This is a genomic window from Lentzea sp. NBRC 102530, assembly GCF_030269365.1.
In the GTDB taxonomy this organism is placed as follows: domain Bacteria; phylum Actinomycetota; class Actinomycetes; order Mycobacteriales; family Pseudonocardiaceae; genus Lentzea.
The window spans coordinates 160,660-182,025 of sequence record NZ_BSTF01000010.1; the positions used below are offsets into that span (position 1 = coordinate 160,660).

The 21,366-nt window shown below is 69.9% G+C and carries 22 protein-coding genes; 9 read left to right on the forward strand and 13 right to left on the reverse strand.

Going from position 1 to position 21,366, the window contains the following annotated elements:
• Positions 1-35: 35 nt before the first annotated feature.
• Entirely contained in the window at positions 36-1,394 is a 1,359-nt protein-coding gene (pafA, locus tag QSK25_RS26270) for a Pup--protein ligase (protein ID WP_285642094.1), read from the reverse strand.
• Positions 1,395-1,510: 116 nt separating this feature from the next.
• Between pafA and QSK25_RS26275 the strand changes: the two genes are divergently transcribed.
• From QSK25_RS26275 to QSK25_RS26290, 4 genes are read left to right on the forward strand one after another with little or no spacing between them, the layout of a single operon-like run.
• Positions 1,511-2,875 carry a bifunctional phosphatase PAP2/diacylglycerol kinase family protein gene (locus tag QSK25_RS26275; protein ID WP_285642404.1) on the forward strand — a complete coding sequence of 455 codons (1,365 nt, stop codon included), beginning with the start codon at positions 1,511-1,513 and terminating at the stop codon, positions 2,873-2,875.
• A gap of 48 nt (positions 2,876-2,923) precedes the next feature.
• On the forward strand, positions 2,924-3,682 hold the full coding sequence (locus tag QSK25_RS26280) for an IclR family transcriptional regulator (RefSeq protein ID WP_285642096.1): 759 nt from the start codon (positions 2,924-2,926) through the stop codon (positions 3,680-3,682).
• A gap of 51 nt (positions 3,683-3,733) precedes the next feature.
• A complete protein-coding gene (gene glpK / locus QSK25_RS26285; protein ID WP_285642098.1) occupies positions 3,734-5,203 on the forward strand; it encodes a glycerol kinase GlpK in 1,470 nt (489 codons plus the stop codon).
• Entirely contained in the window at positions 5,196-6,716 is a 1,521-nt protein-coding gene (locus tag QSK25_RS26290; protein WP_285642100.1) for a glycerol-3-phosphate dehydrogenase/oxidase, read from the forward strand. The genes glpK and QSK25_RS26290 overlap by 8 nt, the downstream gene beginning before the upstream one ends.
• Here QSK25_RS26290 and QSK25_RS26295 read toward each other — a convergent pair.
• Together QSK25_RS26295 and QSK25_RS26300 are read right to left on the reverse strand one after the other, a co-directional pair.
• Entirely contained in the window at positions 6,713-7,540 is an 828-nt protein-coding gene (locus QSK25_RS26295; protein WP_285642101.1) for a hypothetical protein, read from the reverse strand. The genes QSK25_RS26290 and QSK25_RS26295 overlap by 4 nt on opposite strands.
• 5 nt (positions 7,541-7,545) lie before the next feature.
• Complete coding sequence (locus QSK25_RS26300; RefSeq protein ID WP_285642102.1) at positions 7,546-7,965, reverse strand: MarR family winged helix-turn-helix transcriptional regulator; 420 nt, start codon at positions 7,963-7,965, stop codon at positions 7,546-7,548.
• Positions 7,966-8,043: 78 nt separating this feature from the next.
• Here QSK25_RS26300 and QSK25_RS26305 point away from each other — a divergent pair, with 78 nt between their 5' ends.
• Complete coding sequence (locus QSK25_RS26305) at positions 8,044-8,652, forward strand: maleylpyruvate isomerase family mycothiol-dependent enzyme (RefSeq protein WP_285642103.1); 609 nt, start codon at positions 8,044-8,046, stop codon at positions 8,650-8,652.
• Here QSK25_RS26305 and QSK25_RS26310 read toward each other — a convergent pair.
• Positions 8,642-9,229 (reverse strand): GNAT family N-acetyltransferase, encoded by a 588-nt coding sequence (locus QSK25_RS26310; RefSeq protein ID WP_285642105.1) that lies wholly within the window; start codon positions 9,227-9,229, stop codon positions 8,642-8,644. The genes QSK25_RS26305 and QSK25_RS26310 overlap by 11 nt on opposite strands.
• Before the next feature lie 174 nt (positions 9,230-9,403).
• On the opposite strand from QSK25_RS26310, the gene QSK25_RS26315 reads away from it, so the two are divergent.
• The 3 genes from QSK25_RS26315 to QSK25_RS26325 all read left to right on the forward strand — a co-directional run bounded on the left by QSK25_RS26315 (position 9,404) and on the right by QSK25_RS26325 (position 11,000).
• Complete coding sequence (locus QSK25_RS26315) at positions 9,404-9,943, forward strand: PadR family transcriptional regulator (protein WP_285642106.1); 540 nt, start codon at positions 9,404-9,406, stop codon at positions 9,941-9,943.
• The gene (locus tag QSK25_RS26320) at positions 9,940-10,248 is read left to right on the forward strand and encodes an ATP-binding cassette domain-containing protein (RefSeq protein WP_285642107.1); all 309 of its coding nucleotides are present in this window, start codon (positions 9,940-9,942) and stop codon (positions 10,246-10,248) included. The genes QSK25_RS26315 and QSK25_RS26320 overlap by 4 nt, the downstream gene beginning before the upstream one ends.
• Positions 10,249-10,364: 116 nt before the next feature.
• On the forward strand, positions 10,365-11,000 hold the full coding sequence (locus QSK25_RS26325; RefSeq protein WP_285642108.1) for an alpha/beta fold hydrolase: 636 nt from the start codon (positions 10,365-10,367) through the stop codon (positions 10,998-11,000).
• 642 nt (positions 11,001-11,642) lie between these two features.
• Here QSK25_RS26325 and prcA read toward each other — a convergent pair.
• The 5 genes from prcA to QSK25_RS26350 all read right to left on the reverse strand — a co-directional run bounded on the left by prcA (position 11,643) and on the right by QSK25_RS26350 (position 17,561).
• Positions 11,643-12,413: a proteasome subunit alpha gene (gene prcA, locus QSK25_RS26330; RefSeq protein ID WP_285642109.1), complete on the reverse strand. Its 771-nt coding sequence runs from the start codon at positions 12,411-12,413 to the stop codon at positions 11,643-11,645.
• A gap of 34 nt (positions 12,414-12,447) precedes the next feature.
• Positions 12,448-13,296 (reverse strand): proteasome subunit beta, encoded by an 849-nt coding sequence (gene prcB, locus QSK25_RS26335; RefSeq protein WP_285642111.1) that lies wholly within the window; start codon positions 13,294-13,296, stop codon positions 12,448-12,450.
• A 49-nt stretch (positions 13,297-13,345) separates the two neighbouring features.
• Positions 13,346-13,540 (reverse strand): ubiquitin-like protein Pup, encoded by a 195-nt coding sequence (locus QSK25_RS26340; RefSeq protein WP_030471529.1) that lies wholly within the window; start codon positions 13,538-13,540, stop codon positions 13,346-13,348.
• A 79-nt stretch (positions 13,541-13,619) separates the two neighbouring features.
• Positions 13,620-15,113: a depupylase/deamidase Dop gene (gene dop / locus QSK25_RS26345; RefSeq protein ID WP_285642113.1), complete on the reverse strand. Its 1,494-nt coding sequence runs from the start codon at positions 15,111-15,113 to the stop codon at positions 13,620-13,622.
• Between the two features lie 72 nt (positions 15,114-15,185).
• Positions 15,186-17,561, reverse strand: coding sequence for an FtsX-like permease family protein (locus tag QSK25_RS26350; protein ID WP_285642114.1), 2,376 nt, complete (start codon positions 17,559-17,561; stop codon positions 15,186-15,188).
• A 107-nt stretch (positions 17,562-17,668) separates the two neighbouring features.
• On the opposite strand from QSK25_RS26350, the gene QSK25_RS26355 reads away from it, so the two are divergent.
• The gene (locus QSK25_RS26355) at positions 17,669-18,166 is read left to right on the forward strand and encodes an NUDIX hydrolase (protein ID WP_285642116.1); all 498 of its coding nucleotides are present in this window, start codon (positions 17,669-17,671) and stop codon (positions 18,164-18,166) included.
• Here the strand turns inward: QSK25_RS26355 and QSK25_RS26360 are convergent.
• The 4 genes from QSK25_RS26360 to QSK25_RS26375 form a co-directional block, all read right to left on the reverse strand.
• Positions 18,153-18,488, reverse strand: coding sequence for an antibiotic biosynthesis monooxygenase family protein (locus tag QSK25_RS26360; RefSeq protein ID WP_285642118.1), 336 nt, complete (start codon positions 18,486-18,488; stop codon positions 18,153-18,155). The two genes, QSK25_RS26355 and QSK25_RS26360, sit on opposite strands and share 14 nt — an antisense overlap.
• Before the next feature lie 13 nt (positions 18,489-18,501).
• Complete coding sequence (locus tag QSK25_RS26365; protein WP_285642124.1) at positions 18,502-19,380, reverse strand: aldo/keto reductase; 879 nt, start codon at positions 19,378-19,380, stop codon at positions 18,502-18,504.
• A gap of 73 nt (positions 19,381-19,453) precedes the next feature.
• Positions 19,454-20,512, reverse strand: coding sequence for a glycoside hydrolase family 5 protein (locus tag QSK25_RS26370; RefSeq protein WP_285642126.1), 1,059 nt, complete (start codon positions 20,510-20,512; stop codon positions 19,454-19,456).
• A gap of 97 nt (positions 20,513-20,609) precedes the next feature.
• Entirely contained in the window at positions 20,610-21,365 is a 756-nt protein-coding gene (locus tag QSK25_RS26375; RefSeq protein WP_285642128.1) for an ABC transporter permease, read from the reverse strand.
• Between the last annotated feature and the right edge of the window lies 1 nt (position 21,366).

Below are 21,366 nucleotides of genomic sequence, written 5' to 3' on the forward strand. Positions count from 1 at the left end.
GAACCCGGAGGTCCCGCCCGCTCGAAGGTCAGCCGCTACAGCGACGAGATGAGGCGCTCGACGCGCTCGTCCACCGCACGGAACGGGTCCTTGCACAGCACGGTCCGCTGCGCCTGGTCGTTCAGCTTCAGGTGCACCCAGTCCACCGTGAAGTCCCGCCCGGCCGCCTGCGCCGCGGCGATGAAGTCGCCACGCAGCTTCGCCCGCGTGGTCTGCGGCGGCGTGTCCTTCGCGGCCTCGATCTCGCCGTCGTCGGTCACCCGCTCGACCTGCCCCTTGCGCTGCAGCAGGTCGAACACGCCACGTCCACGCCGGATGTCGTGGTAGGCGAGGTCGAGCTGGGCGATGCGCGGGTTGGACAGATCCATGTTGTGCTTGGCCATGTACCTGTTCATCAGGCGGTTCTTGATGGCCCAGTCGATCTCGCGGTCGATCTTCGACAGGTCCTGCGACTCGACGGCGTCGAGGGTGCGGCCCCACAGTTCGAGGACGCGCTGCGCCATCGGGTCGGGCGAGCGCTTGGCGACGTGCTCGACGGCCTTCTCGTAGTACTCGCGCTGGATGTCCAGCGCCGAGGCTTCCTTGCCGCCGGCCAGGCGCACGGTCCTGCGGCCGGTGAGGTCGTGCGAGATCTCGCGGATCGCGCGGATCGGGTTGTCCAGGGAGAAGTCGCGGAACTGGACGCCCTGCTCGATCATCTCGAGCACGAGGTTGGCGCTGCCGACCTTCAGCAGGGTCGTGACCTCGGACATGTTCGAGTCGCCGACGATGACGTGCAGGCGCCGGTAGCGCTCGGCGTCGGCGTGCGGCTCGTCGCGGGTGTTGATGATCGGGCGGGACCTGGTGGTCGCCGAGGAGACGCCCTCCCAGATGTGCTCGGCGCGCTGCGAGAGGCAGTAGACGGCGCCGCGCGGGGTCTGCAGGACCTTGCCCGCGCCGCAGATCAGCTGGCGGGTCACGAGGAACGGCAGCAGCACGTCGGCGATGCGGGAGAACTCGCCGGCCCGTGCGACCAGGTAGTTCTCGTGGCAGCCGTACGAGTTGCCCGCGGAGTCGGTGTTGTTCTTGAACAGGAAGATGTCGCCGCCGATGCCCTCGTCGGCGAGCCTGCGCTCGGCGTCGACGAGCAGGTCCTCGAGGATCCGCTCACCCGCCTTGTCGTGCGTGACGAGCTGGGCCAGGTCGTCGCACTCGGCCGTGGCGTACTCCGGGTGGGAGCCGACGTCGAGGTAGAGCCGGGAACCGTTGCGCAGGAAGACGTTCGAGGAACGACCCCAGGAGACGACCCGGCGGAACAAGTACCGCGCGACCTCGTCCGGGGAGAGACGACGCTGCCCGTGGAAGGTGCACGTCACCCCGAACTCTGTCTCAATGCCGAAGATCCGCCGCTGCATCCCTCAACAGTAGGCGACGTGGAGGTGCAGCAGGGTGATCCGTTCGGGCGGCACGCCGGTTGCGGTTTAGTGTCAGAGGGGTGTGGAAACGGGTCAGCGCTCTCGACAAGAAGCTCATGAGCTCCTCGGCTGCTCTGCGTCCGAGCAGGCTCGACCGGGGTTTGAAGAGGCTTTCGAAAGCCGCCAACCACAGTCTGCTGTGGTTCGTGATCGCGGCAATTCTGGCGGCCAGGAAAGGCCCGTTCCGGCGGGGTGCGCTGCGGGGTGTCGCGGCCATCGCCGGGGCCTCTGCCAGCGCGAACCTGGTCGGGAAGTCACTTTTCCCGCGCCGCCGGCCCGCCGCCGATCTGCTCGCGATGCCGCGCAGGCTGTCGAAGCGGCCGACGTCCTCGTCATTCCCGTCCGGTCACTCCGCGTCAGCGGCCGCTTTCGCCACGGCGGTGGCGCTGGAATCACCCAAAGCAGGCGTCGTGGTGGCCCCGATCGCGGCGGCCGTGGCTTATTCACGCGTGCACACGGGCGTTCATTGGCCGACCGATGTCGCGGCCGGTGCGGCCGTGGGTGTCGGCGCGGCGTTCCTGACGCGACGGTGGTGGCCGCTCGGCCTGAACGAGCCCGCGTCGGCCTACGAGCACGCCGACCTGACGTCGCTGCAGGAGGGCGACGGGCTGGTCGTCGTCGTCAACCCGAACTCCGGCATCGGGCCGGACCCGACGCCGCAGATCACCGAGGAGTGGCCGAAGGCGCAGATCGTGTCGGTCGCGGACCTCGACGACCTGCCGGACGCGAAGGCGCTCGGCGTCGCCGGTGGGGACGGCACGGTGGCCGCCGTGGCCGCGGTGGCCGCCGAACGCGACCTGCCGATGGTCCTCATCCCCTCCGGCACGCTCAACCACTTCGCCCGCGACGTCGGCATCACCGGCCTGCACGACACGGCGCAGGCGGTCGCGGACGGCGTGGGCGTGCGCGTCGACCTGGCGCAGGTCAACGACCAGTGGTTCGTCAACACGGCCTCGCTCGGCGGCTACCCCGACATGGTGCGCATCCGCGAGAAGCTCGAGAAGCGCTGGGGCAAGTGGCCGGCGGCGGCGATCGCGATGTTCCGCGTCCTGCAACGGGCCAAGCCGCTGAAGATGACCATCGACGGCGACAAGCACCTGGTCTGGATGCTCTTCGTCGGCAACGGGCCGTACCGGCCGAAGGGCTTCGCGCCGACCATGCGCCCGCGGCTGGACGACGGGCTGCTCGACGTGCGGTACGTCCGGGCGGACCGCCGGTACTCGCGGACCCGCTTCTTCATCGGCGCCCTGCTCGGCGCCCTGGAGCACTCGCGCATGTACACGCACCTCGAACTGGCCTCGCTCAACGTCGAGGTGCACGGGCCGCCCATCTCGATCGCGACGGACGGCGAGGTGCGCGAGCGGGCCAACCACTTCAAGTTCCGCTCCCGTGCCGCCGCCCTGGGCATCTACCGGCCGTAACCAGCAGTTGTTCGACATTGTCGAACGTGCGCAGCTAGAGTGGGGCGCGTGCCCGGACCCATTCAGTCCATCCAGCGAGCGGCGGAGGTCCTGAAGCTGCTCGCGCACGGCGGCGCGCACCAGCTGAGCGTCGGCGAGATCTCCCGAGCCCTCGACCTCGCGAAACCGACGGTCCACGGCATCCTGCGCACGTTGCAGGAGGTCGGGTTCGTCGAGCAGGAGGTCGAGGGCGGCAAGTACCGCCTGGGCGCCGCGCTGTTCCAGATCGGCACGAGCTACCTCGACGGCAACGAACTGCGCGCCAAGGCGTTGAACTGGTCGGACACGCTGGCGATGCGCGCGCGTGAGGCGGTGCGCATCGGCGTGCTGCACGGCAACCACGTGCTCGTGGTGCACCACGTGTTCCGGCCGGACAACAGCCGGCAGACCCTCGACTCCGGCGCGTTGCTGCCGTGGCACGCGACGGCCCTGGGCAAGGCCCTCGTCGCGTTCAGCGACGACTGGCCGAACAACGACCTCCAGCCGTTCACCCGGCACACGCTGAACGCAGACCGGCTCGCGTCCGCCCTGCACGAGGTCAAGGACCGCGACTGGGCCTACGACCTGCACGAACTGGTCGAGGGTGAGGCGTCGGTCGCCGCCCCCGTGCGCGACCGCCGGGGCGTGGTCGTCGGCGCGATCGGCATCTCCGGGCCCGTCGAGCGGCTGTGCGACTCCCCCGACCGGCCACCCCGCCTGGAGCTCGTCTCCTACGTACGTGAGGCAGCTCGCAGCGTTTCCAGGGAGCTCGGGGGCCTCTCCTGGTAGTAACCTGACACCGTTCGACATTGTCGAACGGCACAGAGAGGTGCTGACCAGGTGAGCTACATCGCTGCGATCGACCAGGGCACGACGTCGTCCCGGTGCATCGTGTTCGACCAGTCAGGCGGGATCGTGTCGGTCGCCCAGCGCGAACACCGGCAGATCTTCCCGAAGCCGGGCTGGGTGGAGCACGACGCGACCGAGATCTGGACGAACGTCCAGGCCGTCGTGCGCGACGCCCTCTCTCACGCGTCGCTCACGTACGCCGACATCGCCGCGTTCGGCATCACCAACCAGCGCGAGACCACGGTCGTCTGGGACCGCGAGACCGGCGAACCCGTGCACAACGCGATCGTCTGGCAGGACACCCGCACCGACGCGGTGATCAAGCGACTGGGCGAGCAGGACAGGTTCCGCGAGCGTTCCGGGCTCCCCCTGGCCACGTACTTCTCCGGCCCGAAGCTCCGCTGGCTGCTCGACCACGTCGACGGCCTGCGCGGCAGGGCCGACCGCGGCGAGGTCCTGTTCGGCACCATGGACACCTGGCTGATCTGGAACCTCACCGGCCGGCACGTCACCGATGTCACGAACGCCTCGCGCACCATGCTGATGAACCTGGAGACCCTCGACTGGGACCAGGAACTCCTCGACGCCATGGACGTGCCACGCGCCGTGCTGCCCGAGATCCGTTCCTCCTCCGAGGTGTACGGCACCTACGAGGGCGTGCCCGTCGCGTCGGCGCTCGGCGACCAGCAGGCCGCGCTGTTCGGCCAGACCTGCTTCGCCCCCGGCGAGGGCAAGTGCACCTACGGCACGGGCGCGTTCCTGCTGATCAACACGGGTGACCAGCCGGTGCACAGCCAGAACGGCCTGCTCACCACCGTCGGGTACAAGATCGGCGACGAACCGGCCGCGTACGCGCTGGAAGGCGCCGTCGCCGTCACCGGCGCGCTGGTGCAGTGGTTCCGCGACAAGGTCGGGCTGATCAGCTCGGCCGCCGAGATCGAGACGCTCGCCCGCACGGTCGACGACAACGGCGGCGCGTACTTCGTGCCCGCGTTCTCCGGTCTGTTCGCCCCGCATTGGCGCAGTGACGCCCGTGGGGTCATCGCGGGCCTGACGGGGTACATCTCGCGCGGGCACCTGGCACGGGCCGTGCTGGAGGCATCGGCGTGGCAGACGCGCGAGGTCGTGGACGCGATGAACGCCGACAGCGGTGTGGACCTCACGACGTTGCGCGTCGACGGCGGCATGACGGCGAACAACCTGCTCATGCAGTTCCTGTCGGACGTGCTGGACGTGCCGGTGGTGCGCCCGATCGTGGCCGAGACGACGTGCCTCGGCGCGGCGTACGCGGCCGGCCTCGCGGTGGGCTACTGGAGCAGCACCGACGAGCTGAAGGCCAACTGGCACAAGGCGGCCGAGTGGGAGCCGTCGATGGAACCGGCTGCTCGAGCGAAGGGCTACCGGAAGTGGAAGAAGGCGGTCGAGCGGACCGTCGGGTGGATGGACGAGGACGATGACTGACTCAGCACAGCGTTCCAGGGCTCGCGAAGAGCTCCAGCACGGCAAGTTCGACGTCGTCGTGATCGGCGGCGGCATCCTGGGCATCGCCACGACCTGGGCCGCGGCCCGGTCCGGCCTGCGCGTCGCCCTGGTCGAGAGCGGCGACTTCGCGGGCGCCACGTCGTCCGCGTCGTCCAAGCTCGTGCACGGCGGCCTGCGCTACCTCGCGATGGGCCCGTCGGCGGTGCCGATGGTGCACGAGAACCACAAGGAACGCCGTGCGCTGGGCGACCGGCTCGCGCCGCACCTGGTGCGCCCGCTGCCGTTCCTCGTCCCCGTCTACAAGGGCGGCCCGCACAGCCGGTTCGTGCTGGGAGCGGGCGTCACGTTGTACTCCGCGCTGTCGGGTTTCGGCGACGGCATGGGGAAGGTGCTGTCGGCGCGCAGGGCTGTGGAGTGGGTGCCTGACCTGCGCGCCGACGGTCTGCGCGGGGCCGCGATGTACTACGACCACCAGATGAACGACAGCCGCGTGGCGATCACCGCCGCGCGCGCCGCCGCCGAGGCCGGTGCCGTGCTGCTCAACCACATCTCGGTCGTGGGCCTGCGCAAGACCGGCGCGAAGGTCACGGGCGTGGACCTCCGCGACGGACTCGGCGAGTTCGGGGTGGACGCCCGCGTGGTCGTCAACGCCACCGGGCCGTGGCTGGACGTGCTGCGGCGCATGGAGGACCCGGCCGCCGACCCGTCGATCCGCCTGTCCAAGGGCTCGCACCTGGTGCTGCGCCAGAACTCCGAGTGGAAGGCCGCGCTGACGATCCCGGTCGACGACGTGCGCGTGTCGTTCGCGATCCCGTGGGAGGGCCACCTGCTGCTCGGCACCACCGACGAGGCGTACGAGGGCGACCCGGCGAAGGTGGCCTGCACCGACGCCGACGTCGACCAGATCCTCGGCGAGGCGGGCGTCGCGGTGACGGGCCTGGACCGCTCGCGCATCGCCTACACGTTCGCGGGCCTGCGCGTGCTGCCCGGCGGCCCCGGCGACACCTCGCACGCCAAGCGCGAGACCGTGATCACCGCGGGTTCCGGCGGCATGATCAGCGTGGCCGGCGGCAAGTGGACGACGTTCCGCAAGATCGGCGCCACCGTCCTGGCCCGCGTGAACTCCGAACTGGGCCGCACCTTCGAGGGCCCGCTGGACGGCGTCGCGCTGCCCGGCTCTGCCCTGCCCGACACCGTCGGCTCCGTGCTCGGGCACGCCTACGACGCGCTGCCCGACGACGTGGTCCGCCACCTCGCCACGCACTACGGCACGACGTCGCACGAGGTCGTCGCCCTGGGCCTGGAGAACCCGGCGCTGCTGGAGCGGGTGCACCCGGACGGCCCGGACATCTGGGCGCAGGTCGAGCACGCCCGCCGCACCGAGTGGGCGTCCGAAGTGGACGACGTGCTGCGCCGCCGCACGACCGTGATGGTGCGCGGCCTCGACTCCCCCGAGGTGCGCAGCAGGGTGTCGGAGCTGCTCGCCTCCTAGAGGGCCAGGGCGCGTTCCACGAGGTACTCGGCCAGTTCGGGTGCCGAGTGGAACGCGCTGCGCACGGCGAGCATCCCGTCGCAGCCCAGCACGACCTCTTCTCGCGTCACGCGCCGGTTCTCGAGCCTCAGCCCGTCGAGGTAGGCGTCGATGACGACCTCGCGGATCCGCGGCAGCGCCGAGACCGGGGTCTGCCCGGTGTGGGTCAGCCCGACGAGCAACTGGCCGAGGTCCGCGCCGATCGGGCTCGGGGTCTGCCAGGCGACGTCGATCACCACGAACGTCTCGGGATCCTCCCGCGGTACCAACAGGTTCTGCGGGCAGGCGTCGTGGTGCCCGGTGGCCTGGGGCAGCGCCTCCAGCCGCTCGACGAGCTCGGGCACGCGGCGGGCGAGCGCCGTGCGGTGCGACCGCAGGAACGCGTCCCTGACCAGACCGCCCTCGTACAGCGCGCGCAACGACCGCCCCGGCGCGCCACCGAAGCGACGTCCCGCCCACCTCCCGAGCGCCAGTGCGGCCCGCCGGTACCGCGGCAGGTCCCACTCGGCGTCGGCGCAGCGCACGTCCTCGAGCCACAGCGCGATCCGGTCGCCGAGGTCGTCCGCCCGCAGCACGCGGGGCCGGCGCATCCCCGGTGGCAGCTCGAAGTCCGACAGCAGGAACTCGGCCTCGTCGCGCCAGGGGAACTCGCCGACGGCCTCCTTGAACTGCTCGGGGATGTACGGCCGGCGCAGGACCTTGACGAACGCCGTCTCCCCCGCCGACACCACGCGGTAGACCGCCGCCGTCGTCGGCGCGACCGGGTCGAAGGCCACCGGCACCACGCGGGTCAGCGGTAGGGATCGGTGATCTCGCCGAGCATGTCCAGAGCTTCTCTCAGCTGCGCCATGCGGCGCTTGCCGATGTGCTGTTCCCATTCCGCCTCGATCCTCGCCATCTCCGCGTTCGCGACGGGGACGGCCTCCTGGGCCTTGTCGGTCACGCGCACCAGCCGCGCCCTGCCGTCGGAGGGGTCGGGCACCCGTTCCACGTACCCGGCCTTCTCCAGCTGGTCGACCAGGAACCCGGCGGTCTGCTTGGTCACCTGCGCCGCCTCGGCGAGCTCGGTCAGCCGCGTTCCGTCCGGGCCGACGCGCATCAGCACCCGCGCCTGCGCCTGGGTGATCTCGAATCCCGCCTCGACGACCGCGGTCAGGATCCGGTTCTCCACCGCGCGGGACGGGATGAAGAGCAGCAGACCGATGTTCACCCGTTGGCTCCTCTTGTTCTAGTCAGATTCTCTGATTAAAGTAGTCAGTCTATCGAACTAAATCAAGAGGAGAGGGACATGGACGAGGCGCAGATCTGGGAGACGATCGACTCCGAGCGCACGGCGACGGCGGACCTGCTCGCGGGCCTGACGGACGTCGAGTGGACCTACCCGTCGCTGTGCGAGGGGTGGACCGTGCGCGAGGTCGCCGGGCACCTCTCCCTCGCGAACCGCGTCAGCGTGGGCATGGCGTTCAAGGCTTTCGTCCGGGCTCGCGGCAGCTTCAACCGCATGGTCGACCAGACCGCCCGCGCCGAGGCGCGCAGACCGACGGCGGAGATCGTCGCGAACGTGCGCGGCGCGGTCGGGCACCACACGCTCGCACCCGGTCAGACCCTCAAGAACGCCCTGATGGACTGCATGGTGCACGCGCAGGACATGGCGATCCCGCTGGGCATCGAACGCCACATGCCGATCGACGCCGCACGGGTCTCGGCGGACGACCTGTGGCGGATCGGGTTCCCGTTCCACGCGCGGCGCCGGCTCGCCGGACACCGCCTCGTCGCGACCGACACCGACTGGTCCGCCGGCGAGGGCGCGGAGATCAGCGGGCCGATCGAGGCGCTGGTCATGCTGCTCGCCGGGCGCACGGCGACGGTCCCGCGACTGACCGGCATCACAGCCTGAGCTCGCGCACCAGCCTGCGGCACACGTGGACGCGCTCGAACCGTTGGCGCATCTCGGCTTCCCGTTCGATCCGGGCGTGCAGCACGGCGCCGGACACCACCAGCCCGTACCGGGCGCTCACGGCCGTGTCGGCCTCGTCGGCGGACGCGTGCAGGCGCAGGTACGCCTCGGCCTTCACGAACTCGTTGCGCGCGAACCAGTCCAGTGCGGCCCCGTCCTCGAGGATCCACGCGTCGAGCGTGCGCACGCCGCAGCGCTCCAGCCGAGACACCGCCTCCTCCAGCAACGCCGTCGCGATCCCGGTGCCCTGGTGGTCCGGGTGCACGACGACCGTCTCGATCGTGGCCTCCTCGGCCGGCACCGTCACGTCCAGGATTCCGGTCACCGCACCGGCTTCCAGCGCGACGAGTTCGAGGTCCGTGCGGCGCTTGAACCGCCACACGTCGTCGAAGTGGTTCGTCTCCAGCAGGCCCAGCACCCGGCAGCGCAGCCACGAGGGCTCGTCCGCCGGTTCGTAGTTCCTGATCTCGGCGGGCAGTCCCGGCGCGACCCCGGTCCGGCCCGATGCTCCCAGCAAGTGCACTTCCCCAGTTCGTTTCCCCGTGGCGTCGACCACGACGTCCCCCAGTCCACCTGAGCGCCGCCGGACGTCTCCGGCACCGTCCAGGGTTCCTGATGAAAGCCCCCTCCGCACGTACCTGGGCGCGGTCACCGTTGCCAGGAACATACTCAGTATGCATACTCGGTAGGCATGTCGGTCAAACACGGTCTGCTGGCGCTGCTGAAGCGCGGACCCATGTACGGCTACCAGCTGCGCGCGGCCTTCGACTCGGCCACCGGTGGCACGTGGCCGTTGAACATCGGGCAGGTCTACACGACGTTGTCCCGCCTGGAACGCGACGACCTGGTGACCGCCCTGCCGGAGAGCGAGGGCCAGCGCCCCTACGAGATCACCGAGCACGGCCGCGCCGAGCTGAAGAAGTGGTTCGCGACGCCCGTCCAGCGCGGTGACCGTCCCCGCGACGAGGTGGCCATCAAGCTCGCGCTGGCGATCACCACACCGGGCGTCGACGTGGCCGGGGTCGTGATGACGCAACGCACCGCCACCATGCGCACGCTGCAGGAGTACACGCGGCTCAAGACCCAGCCGTCCGACCTGCCGTGGCTGCTCGTGCTGGACGCGATGATCTTCCAGGCCGAGGCCGAGCTCCGCTGGCTCGACCACTGCGAGGCGAGCCTCCTGCGCCGCACCCCCGCGCCCGTCCCGACGGACGTCGAGGTGCCGAGATGAGCGCGCTCGAACTCCGCGACGTGCAGCGCGTCCACGGCACCGGCAAGACACGGGTCAACGCCCTGAACGGCATCTCGCTGACCTTCGTCCCCGGCGAACCGGTGGCGATCATGGGCCCGTCGGGCTCCGGCAAGCAGACGTCGCTGAACCTCGCGGACGGCCTCGACAGCCCGGCCGGCGGCGAGGTCCTCGTCGACGCGACCAGCCTGCGTTCGTCGTCCCGCAAGCCTCAGCCCTCGCCCCGCCGGCGGCCCTCAACCAGGGCTACCCGAACATCTGGCCCGAACCAGACCTCACCCCGTTGACGATCCCCTGGCCCCCTGGGAATCTCGGTCCTGCTGGTCCCGGCCGCGGCCATGCTGGGCGCGGCCCTTCACCAGATCCCGCCTGCCGACCGAACGCCGCGCATAAGCTCGGCCGCATGACCACCTTCGCCATAGCGCACGGAGGCGGCGACGTGGGCTGGTCCTGGCACCTGGTAGCGAACGAACTCCAGGCCCAGGGCCACACCGCGGTAGCCCCGGACCTCCCGATCGAGGACGACGACACCACCCTCAGCGACTGGGCGACAGCCCTCGTCGAAGCCCTACCGTCCACAGAGGACGTAGTAGTCGTGGGCCACTCCTTCGGCGGCCTGGTGGCCCCGATCGCCGCAGCCCGCCTCAACGCCCCACTGATCTACGTAACGGCGATGCTCCCCGCCGCAGGCGAAACCCCAGGCGACTGGTGGACCAACACGGGCTACGAGGACTCGGGCCTGGAGGACCAGTTCTTCCACGACGTCCCACCAGACCTGGCGGCAGAGGCCCAGAACAGAGAACGCGGCATGTCCGAGGCCGCCATGGGCACGCCGTGGCCGCTGGACGCACTACCGCAGGTACCAACGCACTTCGTGCTGTGCACCGAGGACCGCTTCTTCACGCCGACGTTCATGCGCAAGGTGGTGGCAGACCGCCTGCCGGGCATCACGCCGGTGGAACTGGCCGCGGGCCACTGCGCCTCGCTGAGCAAGCCGAAGGAACTGGCGGCCTTGCTGATCGCCTGCGCGGCAGGCTGACGCAGGGGTCCCCTCGGGTTTGGCTCCCCCGCGACCCAACGTACCGAGAGGGTCTGACAGTCCGGCACGGCGAGAAGAGTGCAGGCTGAGAAGAGTGCACGACGGCAGCGAGGCACGGCGAGCGTAGGCCAAGAGCGAGGTAGCCGAGAGCTGAGCAGCCAATGGCTTGGGGAGAACGAAGCCGCAGGCGAGACCGAACGAGCGCAAGCATCGCGACGGCGCAGCCGAGCCCGCCAAGACCCAACGGCAACGCCGCAGGCGAGGCGTCCTTAGCTCTTGGCTGACCGCACGCCCGCCCCACGCAATGCCGCAGGCGAGCCGTCAATCTTGGCTGAACCTTCGAGCCGGTGTGGTGATGTACGCACCCCAACGCGACCACGCACGCTTCGAGATCGGGGCTTGACTTTGGGTGCGAGGTGCTACCACTTGTGGCTCGGCCGGGCGCTTTTCAGCCCGGCCTTTCCGGTCCGACCAGCGCCTCGCAAGGGCCCCGAAGTCAAGCCCCGATCTCCATCGTCGCGCAGCGGCGATGAAATGACCCGTCCCGTCCGAAGTCTTTGCACCCCAACCCAACCACCACACAAGGCGACCAAAGCAAAAGGCCCCCAGGACAACCCCAGGGGCCAAGAGCCTCACGACCGCTTACTTGGACGAGTCAGACGAGTCCGGCGGCAGCTCGACGTCCTCAACCGCCTTGCCGTCCTTCTCCGCAGCAGGCATCAAAGCGTCCAAAGCCGCCCCGGCGATCCGCCGGAACGCCCGCCGCGGCCGAGCCCGCTCCAACACCGCCACCTCCAACTTGGCGGCAGGCAGCAGTTCGGCCGACCCGTTCCCAGTGGACGGAGACCCGGCGGACAACGCCCGCACCGCCACCGGAACAGCCTCGGCCAACGAAAGCCCGTCCGCGAAGGCGTCCTTCAACGCCGTGTTGGCGGCATCGACCGTGCCACCCATCACGATGTACTGGGGCTCGTCCACAATGGACCCGTCGTACGTCAACCGGTACAACGTGTCCGTGTCGGACGAATCCCCGACCTCGGCCACGCAGATCTCCACCTCGAACGGCTTGATCTGCTCGGTGAAGTAGGTGCCCAGGGTGGTCGCGTAGACGTTGGCCAGCGACCGCGAGGTCACGTCCCGCGGGTCGTTCTGGTACCCGCGCACGTCGGCGAACCGGATGCCCGCCTGGCGCAGGTTCTCGAACTCGCTGTAGCGGCCGACGGCGGCGAAGCCGATGCGGTCGTAGATCTCCGAGACCTTGTGCAGGGTGCTGGAGGGGTTTTCCGCGACGAACAGAATGCCGTCCGCGTACTTCAGCACGATGACGCTGCGACCCCTGGCGATGCCCTTGCGGGCGTACTCGGAGCGGTCGCGCATCACCTGCTCTGCCGATGCGTACAGCGGCATCGTCATGGGTGGTGCTCCTGACGTCGAACCTGTGGGGGACTCAGCCTGCTGGGCGGGACCTGCGGCCTTCGACGACCGCGTCGGCGACCGTCTGGACCTGGGGTTCCGGCACCTCCACGGCACCGTCGGCGCCGTTGATGGTGACCACGATCGGGTAGAGGCGGCGGACCGGGTCCGGGCCGCCCGTGGCCGAGTCGTCGTCGGCCGCGTCGTACAAAGCCTCGACCACCGAGCGGATCGCCGCGTCCACGTCGGCGTCCGGGTTGTAAAGCTTCTTCAACGCCGACTTCGCGAACAGCGAGCCGGAGCCGACTGCCTGGTAGCCCTGCGACTCCTCGTAACGGCCGCCGGTGACGTCGTAGGACACGATGCGGCCCGCGCGGTCCGGATCAGTGGCCGAGGTGTCGTAGCCCGCGAAGAGGGGAACCACGGCGAGGCCCGCCATGGCGGCGTCGAGGTTGCCCCTGATCATGGCCGACAGGCGGTTCGCCTTGCCGTCGAGCGACAGGGGCACGCCCTCGATCTTCTCGTAGTGGCGCAGCTCCACCGTGTACAGGCGCACGATCTCGATCGCGATGCCCGCGGTGCCCGCGATGCCGACGGCCGAGTGGTCGTCGGTCACGAAGACCTTCTTCATGTCGCGCTGGGCGATCACGTTGCCCATGGTCGCGCGCCGGTCGCCGGCGATCACGACACCACCCTTGTAGGTGGCCGCGACGATCGTCGTCCCGTGAGGGGCCTGGACGGTCCCCTCCGGGAGCTTCCGGCCGCTGGGCAGCATGTCGGGTGCCTGGGCCCGCAGGAAGTCCGTGAACGACGACGAGCCCGGCGTGAGGTACGCCGAGGGCAGCGCCGCGGCCGGGTAACGCCCGGTCGAGCTGTTGTCCATGTGTTGGTTGTTCTCCCGTCCCCGAGGTGGTCCGCAGGCCCCCGAAGGCCTACTGACCGCCCTTCTGCACGTATGCGCGGACGAAGTCCTCCGCGTTCTCCTCCAGCACGTCGTCGATCTCGTCGAGGATCGCGTCCACGTCCTCGCCGAGCTTCTCGCGACGTTCCTGACCGGCTCCGGCGGCGTCGTCCGCGCCGTCGTCGCCGTCGCCACCGCCCTGGCGCTGCTTCTGTTCCTGGGACATCTCGGCCTCCCACTGACTCGCCTGACAAGAACACTACCCAGCGGCACCGACAAAAACCCTGAGCCACTCGGGTAGACGATCACCCGCGGGTCAGCGCGTCCACCAGCTGCTCGGCGGTGTCGGATGCCTCCAACAACGCTCCGACGTGCGCTTTCGTCCCACGGAGGGGCTCGAGCGTCGGAATTCGCACGAGGGATTCTCGACCGAGATCAAAGATCACGGAGTCCCACGAGGCGGCCGCCACGGAGGTCGGGTAACGCTCCAGGCAGCGGCCGCGGAAGTACGCACGCGTGTCCTCGGGCGGCGTGGTGATGGCCGCGCGGACCTCTTCCTCGCTCACGAGCCGCTTCATCGAGCCGCGCGCGACGAGGCGGTTGTAGAGGCCCTTGTCGAGGCGCACGTCGGAGTACTGCAGGTCGACCAGGTTGAGCCGGGCCGCGCCCCACTCCAGGCCGTCGCGCTGCCGGTAGCCCTCGAGCAGCCGCAGCTTCGCGACCCAGTCGAGCCGGTCCGCGCACTCGGACGGGTCGCGGGCCAGGGCGTCGAGCACCTCGCCCCAGATCCGCAGGACGTCGCGGTCGCCGACGCCCTCCTTCTCGACGAACGCGGTCGCGCGCTCGTGGTAGGCGAACTGCACGTCGAGGCCGGTGAACTTGCGCCCGCCGGTCATCTCGACCTTGGTCTTCAGCGTCGGGTCGTGGCTGATCTGGTGCACCGCGCGCACCGGGTCGACCATGCGCAGGTCGTCGAACCGCTGCCCGGCCTCGATCATGTCGAGCACCAGCGAGGTGGTGCCGACCTTGAGGAACGTGGAGTACTCGGCCAGGTTCGCGTCACCGATGATGACGTGCAGGCGGCGGTACTTGTCCGCGTCCGCGTGCGGCTCGTCGCGCGTGTTGATGATGCCGCGCTTGAGCGTCGTCTCGAGGCCGACCTCGACCTCGATGTAGTCCGAGCGCTGCGAGAGCTGGTAGCCGGCCTCTTCACCGGACTGCCCGATGCCCACGCGCCCCGACCCGGTCACGACCTGGCGCGACACGAAGAACGGCGTCAGACCGGCGATCACGGCCGTGAACGGCGTCGACCGCTGCATCAGGTAGTTCTCGTGCGTGCCGTACGACGCGCCCTTGCCGTCGACGTTGTTCTTGTACAGCTGCAGGCGGGGCTGGCCGGGCACGGACGCGGCCTTGATCGCGGCCTCCTCCATCACCCGCTCCCCCGCCTTGTCCCAGATCACCGCGTCACGCGCGTTGGTGACCTCGGGAGCCGAGTACTCGGGGTGCGCGTGGTCGACGTAGAGCCGCGCGCCGTTGGTGAGGATGACGTTCGCCGCGCCCAGGTCCTCGACGTCGGAGTCGGCCGGGTGCCCACCGGGCGAACCCAGGTCGAACCCGCGCGCGTCGCGCAACGGCGACTCCACCTCGTAGTCCCAGCGCGCCCGCCTGGCGCGCGGTATGTCCGCCGCCGCCGCGTACGCGAGCACCACCTGTGTCGAAGTGAGCACCGGGTTCGCGGTCGCGTCGCCCGGCACCGCGATGCCGTACTCGACCTCGGTTCCCATGATCCGCCGCATGCGCAACACCTTATGACCTGACCCCGGCAAAAGCGTGTGGGGAGCCTCGCGTTGAAGCTCCCCACACCCTATTCACCCGGACGCCAATCCTGCTGCAGGCCGAATCCTCGATGCGCCGCGAGAAGGCCCGAAAGCGGCGATCACCGCGAGTGCTACGACCGCCAGCGCGCCGATGACCAGCGGCAACAGGACTTTCAGACCTGGCAGGGTCATGTCGATGCCGACCGAAAGAATCGCGATCTGGGCGTAGGCGAACCCGAGCACACCGCCTCCGATCACCCCGACGAGAGCCAACATGATCGCTTCAGCGATGACTCCGCCCTGCAGTCCGCCTTGAGTGACGCCCAAGGCGCGGCGCAGTGCGAGCTCCTTGCGGCGCTCCTGAACCGAGATCGTCAAGGCCGTTCCGATACCGGTCACGGCGACCGCCACGGACAGTCCCAGCAGCACCATCATCAGCACGGTGCCGAGGTGCATGTACCGCTCGGCCTCGGCGCGCTCGTCCGCGTCCGTCTCGACGATCACGGTCGGGTTGGCGGGCAGGGCGGCCTGCATCCCCGCCCGGAACTCGGCCGGGTCGACCCCGGGCTTCAACGCGACCAGCACCTTCTCCGCGGGTCCGGACGTGACGCCGCCGACGATGGAGGTGTACCCGGTGAGGCGGCCGGGGATCGTGCCCACGACCTCGTACCGCTTGCCGTCCGCCTCGATGAACGGCCGGTCGAACCAGTCGGGCGCGAGCGCGGCGCCCTCGGTCAGCTGTCCGGCACCGGAGGCGTCCTGCGCCTTCAGCCACGCGTTGAACTGCGCGGGGTCCGCACCCGACACGCCCTCGTCGATCTTGTGCAGCACCACCGAGGCCTCGACCCCTGGCTGTGCGGGGATCTCCGGCAACGGCCGCTGCCCCGCGTCCACGACGGTCGCGTCGGGCCGCTGCTCGTTGGCGTAGGAGTACGTCATCTCCTGCGCGCCGCCGAGCAGCACCAGGAAGAACGTCACCATCGAGCTGGCCAGCAGCAACGGCAGCGCGACCGACGCCGACCTGGCGGGCATCCGGCGCACCTCGGCGCCGGCGAGCTTCCATTGAGTGCCACCGATCTTGCCGAACAGCCGCGCGATGAACGGCACCGTGACGGGCCCGAGGATCCAGAAGAGCCCGGTCACCGCGGCGATCGCGGAGAACGTCACAGCCAGCGGGGCAGCCGACGTCCCCTTGGCGGCGATCGCGGCCATCGCGAGCAGTCCGGCACCAGCGGTGAAGAGAATGCCGAACACGAGCCGAAGACGACGCACGGACCGTGGCGGTACCTCGTTGTCCGCGTCCCGAAGGGCAGCAAGGGGCGACACGCGCGCAGCGTTGATCGCGGGCCGGACAGCGGCCATCACGCTCAGCACCGCGGCGACGACGACTCCGAGGATCACGTACCCGAGCGACGGCAGCAGCTCCGGGCTGAGTTCCACGGCCCCGAACAGCGCCGAGATCCCGGTCGCGTCGAACGTCCGCGCGAGCAGCCACGCCATCGGCCCGCCGAGCAACGCCCCGCCGACGCCGGCCGCCGCGCCCGTCACGAACGCCTCGAACAGGCTGCGCCGCACCAGCGGACCGCGCTGGGCACCGATGCACCGCAGCAACGCCGTCTGCCGCTGCCGTTGCGCGTAGACCGCCCGGAACGTGGCCGCCGCGACGAACACCGCCGTCGCCAGGGCCAGCACGCTGAACGGCAGCAGGATGAACGTCAGGTCGTTGCCGATCTTGTCGGCGTCCGGCCGCGGGTCCGAGACCCAGTACGCCGCACCGGCCGCGCTCGTGACGGCCTCGCGCGACCCGCCGAGCACCCACACCTCCTTGGTGAAGGGCTGCGGGTCGAGCTTGCGCGCCAGGTCGGGACCGGCCACCAGCACCGGCCGCGAGTCGAGCCCGCCGCGCTTGAGCACCCCGCTGACCGTCACGTCGAACGGCTTGCCGTCGGCGGAGGCGAGCTGGATCTCGTCGCCGGGCTGGAGGTCGCGCTCGAACGCGGTGATCTTGTCGACGGCGACCTCGTCGTCGGCGGCCGGCTGCCTGCCCTCGGCGAGCGGCCAGCGCACCAGGTCCGGCTGCTGGACGTTGACCTCGGCCCGGTGCTCCCCCGCGCGTCCGTCGCCGTCCAGCAGGTCCGCCTGCGCGACCTGCACGGGCACCGCGCGGCCGACCGAGGAGAGTGTGGTCAGCAGGGCGTCGTCGAGCTTCGCCGGGCTGCCGCCCTGGACGTTGCGCACGTCCACCACGTGCCCGACCGAAGAGGGTGTGAGGGGCGCGCCCTCGTCGACCGACCTGGTGAGCGCGTCGCTCAGCACCAGGGCGGCCAGCAGGCAGGCCACGCCGACGACGAGCGCGACGCCGGGCAGCAGCGCGCGGCCCGGCCGGGCGCGGAACTCGGCGACGCCGAGCCGCAGGGAAGTGGACACGAATCCTCCTCGGTGACGTCTGACGTCCCCGAAGGTAGGAAGAATGGCGATCAGCGGGCGTCGGACTGGGGTAGCAAGCTCGCGTACGACCACAGGAGGACACCGGGATGATCACCCTCTACGACGAGGACGCGAACGCCGTCGGCGAGGTGACGCGCGAGCGGATGCGCGCCGAGAACCTCTGGCACGGCTGCGCCACGATCGTCGTGAGGTCCCTCGACGGCGAGCGCGTCTACGTGCACAAGCGCACCGACACCAAGGACGCCTTCCCCGGCCTCTACGACTGCACCGCGGGCGGCGTGATCGACGCGGGCGAGAGCCCGGCGGTGGCCGCGCAACGGGAACTGCGCGAGGAACTCGGCGTCGAGTCGCCGCTCACGTTCCTGTTCCAGACCACCTACGTGGACGGGCTCACGCGCTACCACGCGTGGATCTACGAGACGCGCACCGACGGACCGTTCGTGCACCAGCCCGAAGAGGTCGCCTGGGGCGACTGGATGGACCTGGCCGAGCTGCGCGTGAAGATCGAGGACCCGGACTGGGCGCTCGTGCCGGACGGCCGGGTCATCGGCCAGGAGTGGTTGCGGCGCACTACGACCGCGTGAACCCGTGACTGCGCTCCACCTTCGCCACGTGCAGCGTGTAGCTCTCGTACCAGGTGGCACGGCCGCGCTTCTGCGCCACCTGGTGCTCGGCGTCGGTGCGCCACCGCTCGAGGGCCTCGGCGTCGCGGAAGTACCCGACGGTGATGCCGAGCCCGCCGGGGTTCTGCGCGTGGTCCATCCCGAGGTAGCCGGGGATGTCGCGCACGAGCTCCTCCATGCGCGCGTTCGTCTCGGCGTAACCGGTCTGGTCCCGGGTGCGCACGGTCGTGAAGATCGCGGCGTAGTAAGGGGGTTCGAAGGCCGGGAGGGGTGCGTCGCTCACCGCGTCACCGTAACTAGTTCCAGCTGAGCTCGGAACGGGTTTTCCAGTACTGCTCGGCGGGCTCGGCCAGATCGGGCAGGTCGACCTCGACGCGCAACGCGTCCAAGTTGGACAGCAGCTGCTCCGGGCTCGCCGCACCGGACAGCACGACGTCCACGAACGGCTGTCGCGCGATCGCCGCCAGCGCCACCGCGTCCGGCCCGACGCCGAGCGCTTCCGCCTGTGCCGCAACCGCTTGCGGCGGTGTCACGACGAGCCGTCCGTTGGCGACGCCCTCCTTGACGATCACCCGCAGGCCGGCGTCGTGCGCTTCCCGGAGTGCGTCCCCGGCCGAGGTCTCCAGCACGTTCCAAGTGGACTGGACCGACTGGAAGATCCCCAGGTCCAGGGCTTTGCGGATGGTGTCGGCCTGACGCGGCCCGGACGTCGAGAACCCCAGCGGCACCCCGATCGCGACCATCGCGTCCTGCAACACGCGGTCGGCGAACAACGGGCTGTCGACCGTCAGCGAGTGCACCTGGTAGAGGTCGACGCGGGACAGCAACGCGCGGGTTTCCCGCCACTGCTGGGTGAACCGGGCGAGCGAGTGCTCCTTGACCTCGTGCACCTCGGCGTCCGGCCGCCAGTCCGCGGTGTAGGCGTAGCCCCACTTGCTGGAGATCGTCACGTCGTCGTGGCCGGGCAGCCAGGACGACAGGAAGTCCTCCGACAGCCCGTACGACCGGGCGGCGTCGACCCACCGGACACCCGCCGCATAGGCCGTGTCGAGCACTCGGTGGCACTGCGCGCGCATGGACTCCACGTCGCGCACGGCCGGTAGCGCGCCCTCACGTCCGAGGTTGATGTACGCGGGACGACCGAGGGACGCGAGACCGAGCGCGAGTTGTGCCATGCCGACAACGGTAAACGGCGGCCCCGCAGGACCGCCGTTCACGTGACCCGCCGGGGTCGGTCGATCAGAGTGCTCAGAAGTCGTCGGCCGTGCGGATGTGGTTGCGCACCCACTTGCCGGCGTCCTTCAGCGGGCCCTCACCGGTGAAGCTGCTGCCGGAGCACGTGCCGCTCTTGAACACCGCACCCGTGCGGTGGTCGTCGGAGAAGTTCCAGTTCGTCCACGAGATCTTGGCTTCCTTCATGAACGTGATGAACTTGTTCGCCATGGTGAAGTCGTTGGGACCATCACCCGACGCCTCCTGCGAGCCGAACTCGGTGACGAAGACCGGCACCTGGCTCGAGACCGTGCGCAACGCGTTGAGGTACGAGTCGCGGTGGTCCTTCGCGTAGAAGTGGAACGTGTACATCAGGTTCGAGGCGTTGACCTTGTTCCGGCTGACCTCGTTGATGTCCTTGCCGTCGGACAGGCCGAACGTCGACCAGCCGTGCGTGCCGACGAGCACGAGGCTGTCCGGGTCCTGGGCGCGGATCGTCGGGATGACGGCCTCCGCGTAGGACTTCACCCGCGACCACGTGACGCCGTTCGGCTCGTTCGCGATGTCGTAGATGATGTTCGTCTTGTCCTTGTGCCGCTGCGCGATCTCGTTGAAGAACGTCTTGGCGCGCGCGGTGTTGTGGTTCGGGTCGCCCGGCGACAGCTGGTGCCAGTCGACCAGCGCGTACAGGCCGCGCTTGGTGGCCTCCTCGATGTAGCCGTGCACCATGTCGGTGAACTTGCGAGGGTTGCTCTCGTAGCCACCTTCCTGGATGTACATCGAGATGCGGAGGACGTCCGCCTTCCAGTCGTTGGCGAGCGCGTCCAGGGACGCGGTCTTCACGCACTGGGAGTACCACTGGATGCCGTGCGTGCTCATGCCGCGCAGCTGGATCTGCTTGCCGTTCTGGTTGCACAGCTTGACGCCGCACACCTTGAGCTGCCCGTTGACCGCCGCGGGCGAACCCGGCGGCAGCGCGGCAGCGGCGAGGTTCTCGCCCTCGGGAGCGGCGGCGACGGAACTGCCCGCCATCGCACCGGTCAACGGGAGCACCACTGCCGCGGCGAGCGCCACCACAGACTTCTGCCAGGACATTCAGCGTCTCCTCTCGGACTGCGGCGGCGGAGATAGTTAGGTAAGTTTCCTTACCGATTAAAGGTATAGATGACCATAAGGCTGCCTAAAGAGGGAGTCAAGCGTCTCGTCGCAGAAGGGTCACAGTTCCGGTACTGAGGGTCACCAGTGCGTAGATCGCCAAACATGCGACGGCGGCCAACGGGCTCAGCGGGGCGTCCTCGACCACCCCCGACACCTCCCACACCAGGTAGGGCACCATCACCGCGGACGCGTCGACGTTCCACGGGTCCGGCAGCATCGGGGTGATGGCGGGCAGTCCCCACAGCAGCACGCCGACCACCACGATCGTGACGGCCGTGGACCGCACCGCCAGCCCGATCCCGAGGCCGGCCAGACCGGTTACCAAGATCGACAGCAGCGCGGCGCCCTGCCACGGCAGCACGTCGCCCAGGCCGTCCCACGGCGCGATCGGCGGCGGCCGGTCCCCCATGACCACCCAGCTCGCGCCGACGCTCGCGGCCAGCGCGACCGTGCCGAGCACCACCGCCGCGGCCGCGACGAGCACAGTCTTCGCCGCCAGCAAACGCGACCGGACCGGCACGGCGGTCAGCGCGGTGAGCCGCGGGTCCGAGGTGGCGACCAGGGCGCCGAGCGCGGCGACCAGGAACTGGATCACCGGCGTGATCACCACGGTGGCGTCGGCGGAGGCGAACTTCGCCTGTTCGGCGGCCGGGGACGTGTCGTAGTCCCGGACCATCAGCCACGACAGCAACGCTCCGGCGACCACCATCAGGCCGATGGTCGCGGCGAGGGCCTGGGGCGCCCGGACGGTCCGCAGCTTCAGCCACTCGGCGGCGAGCGCGTTCTTCACA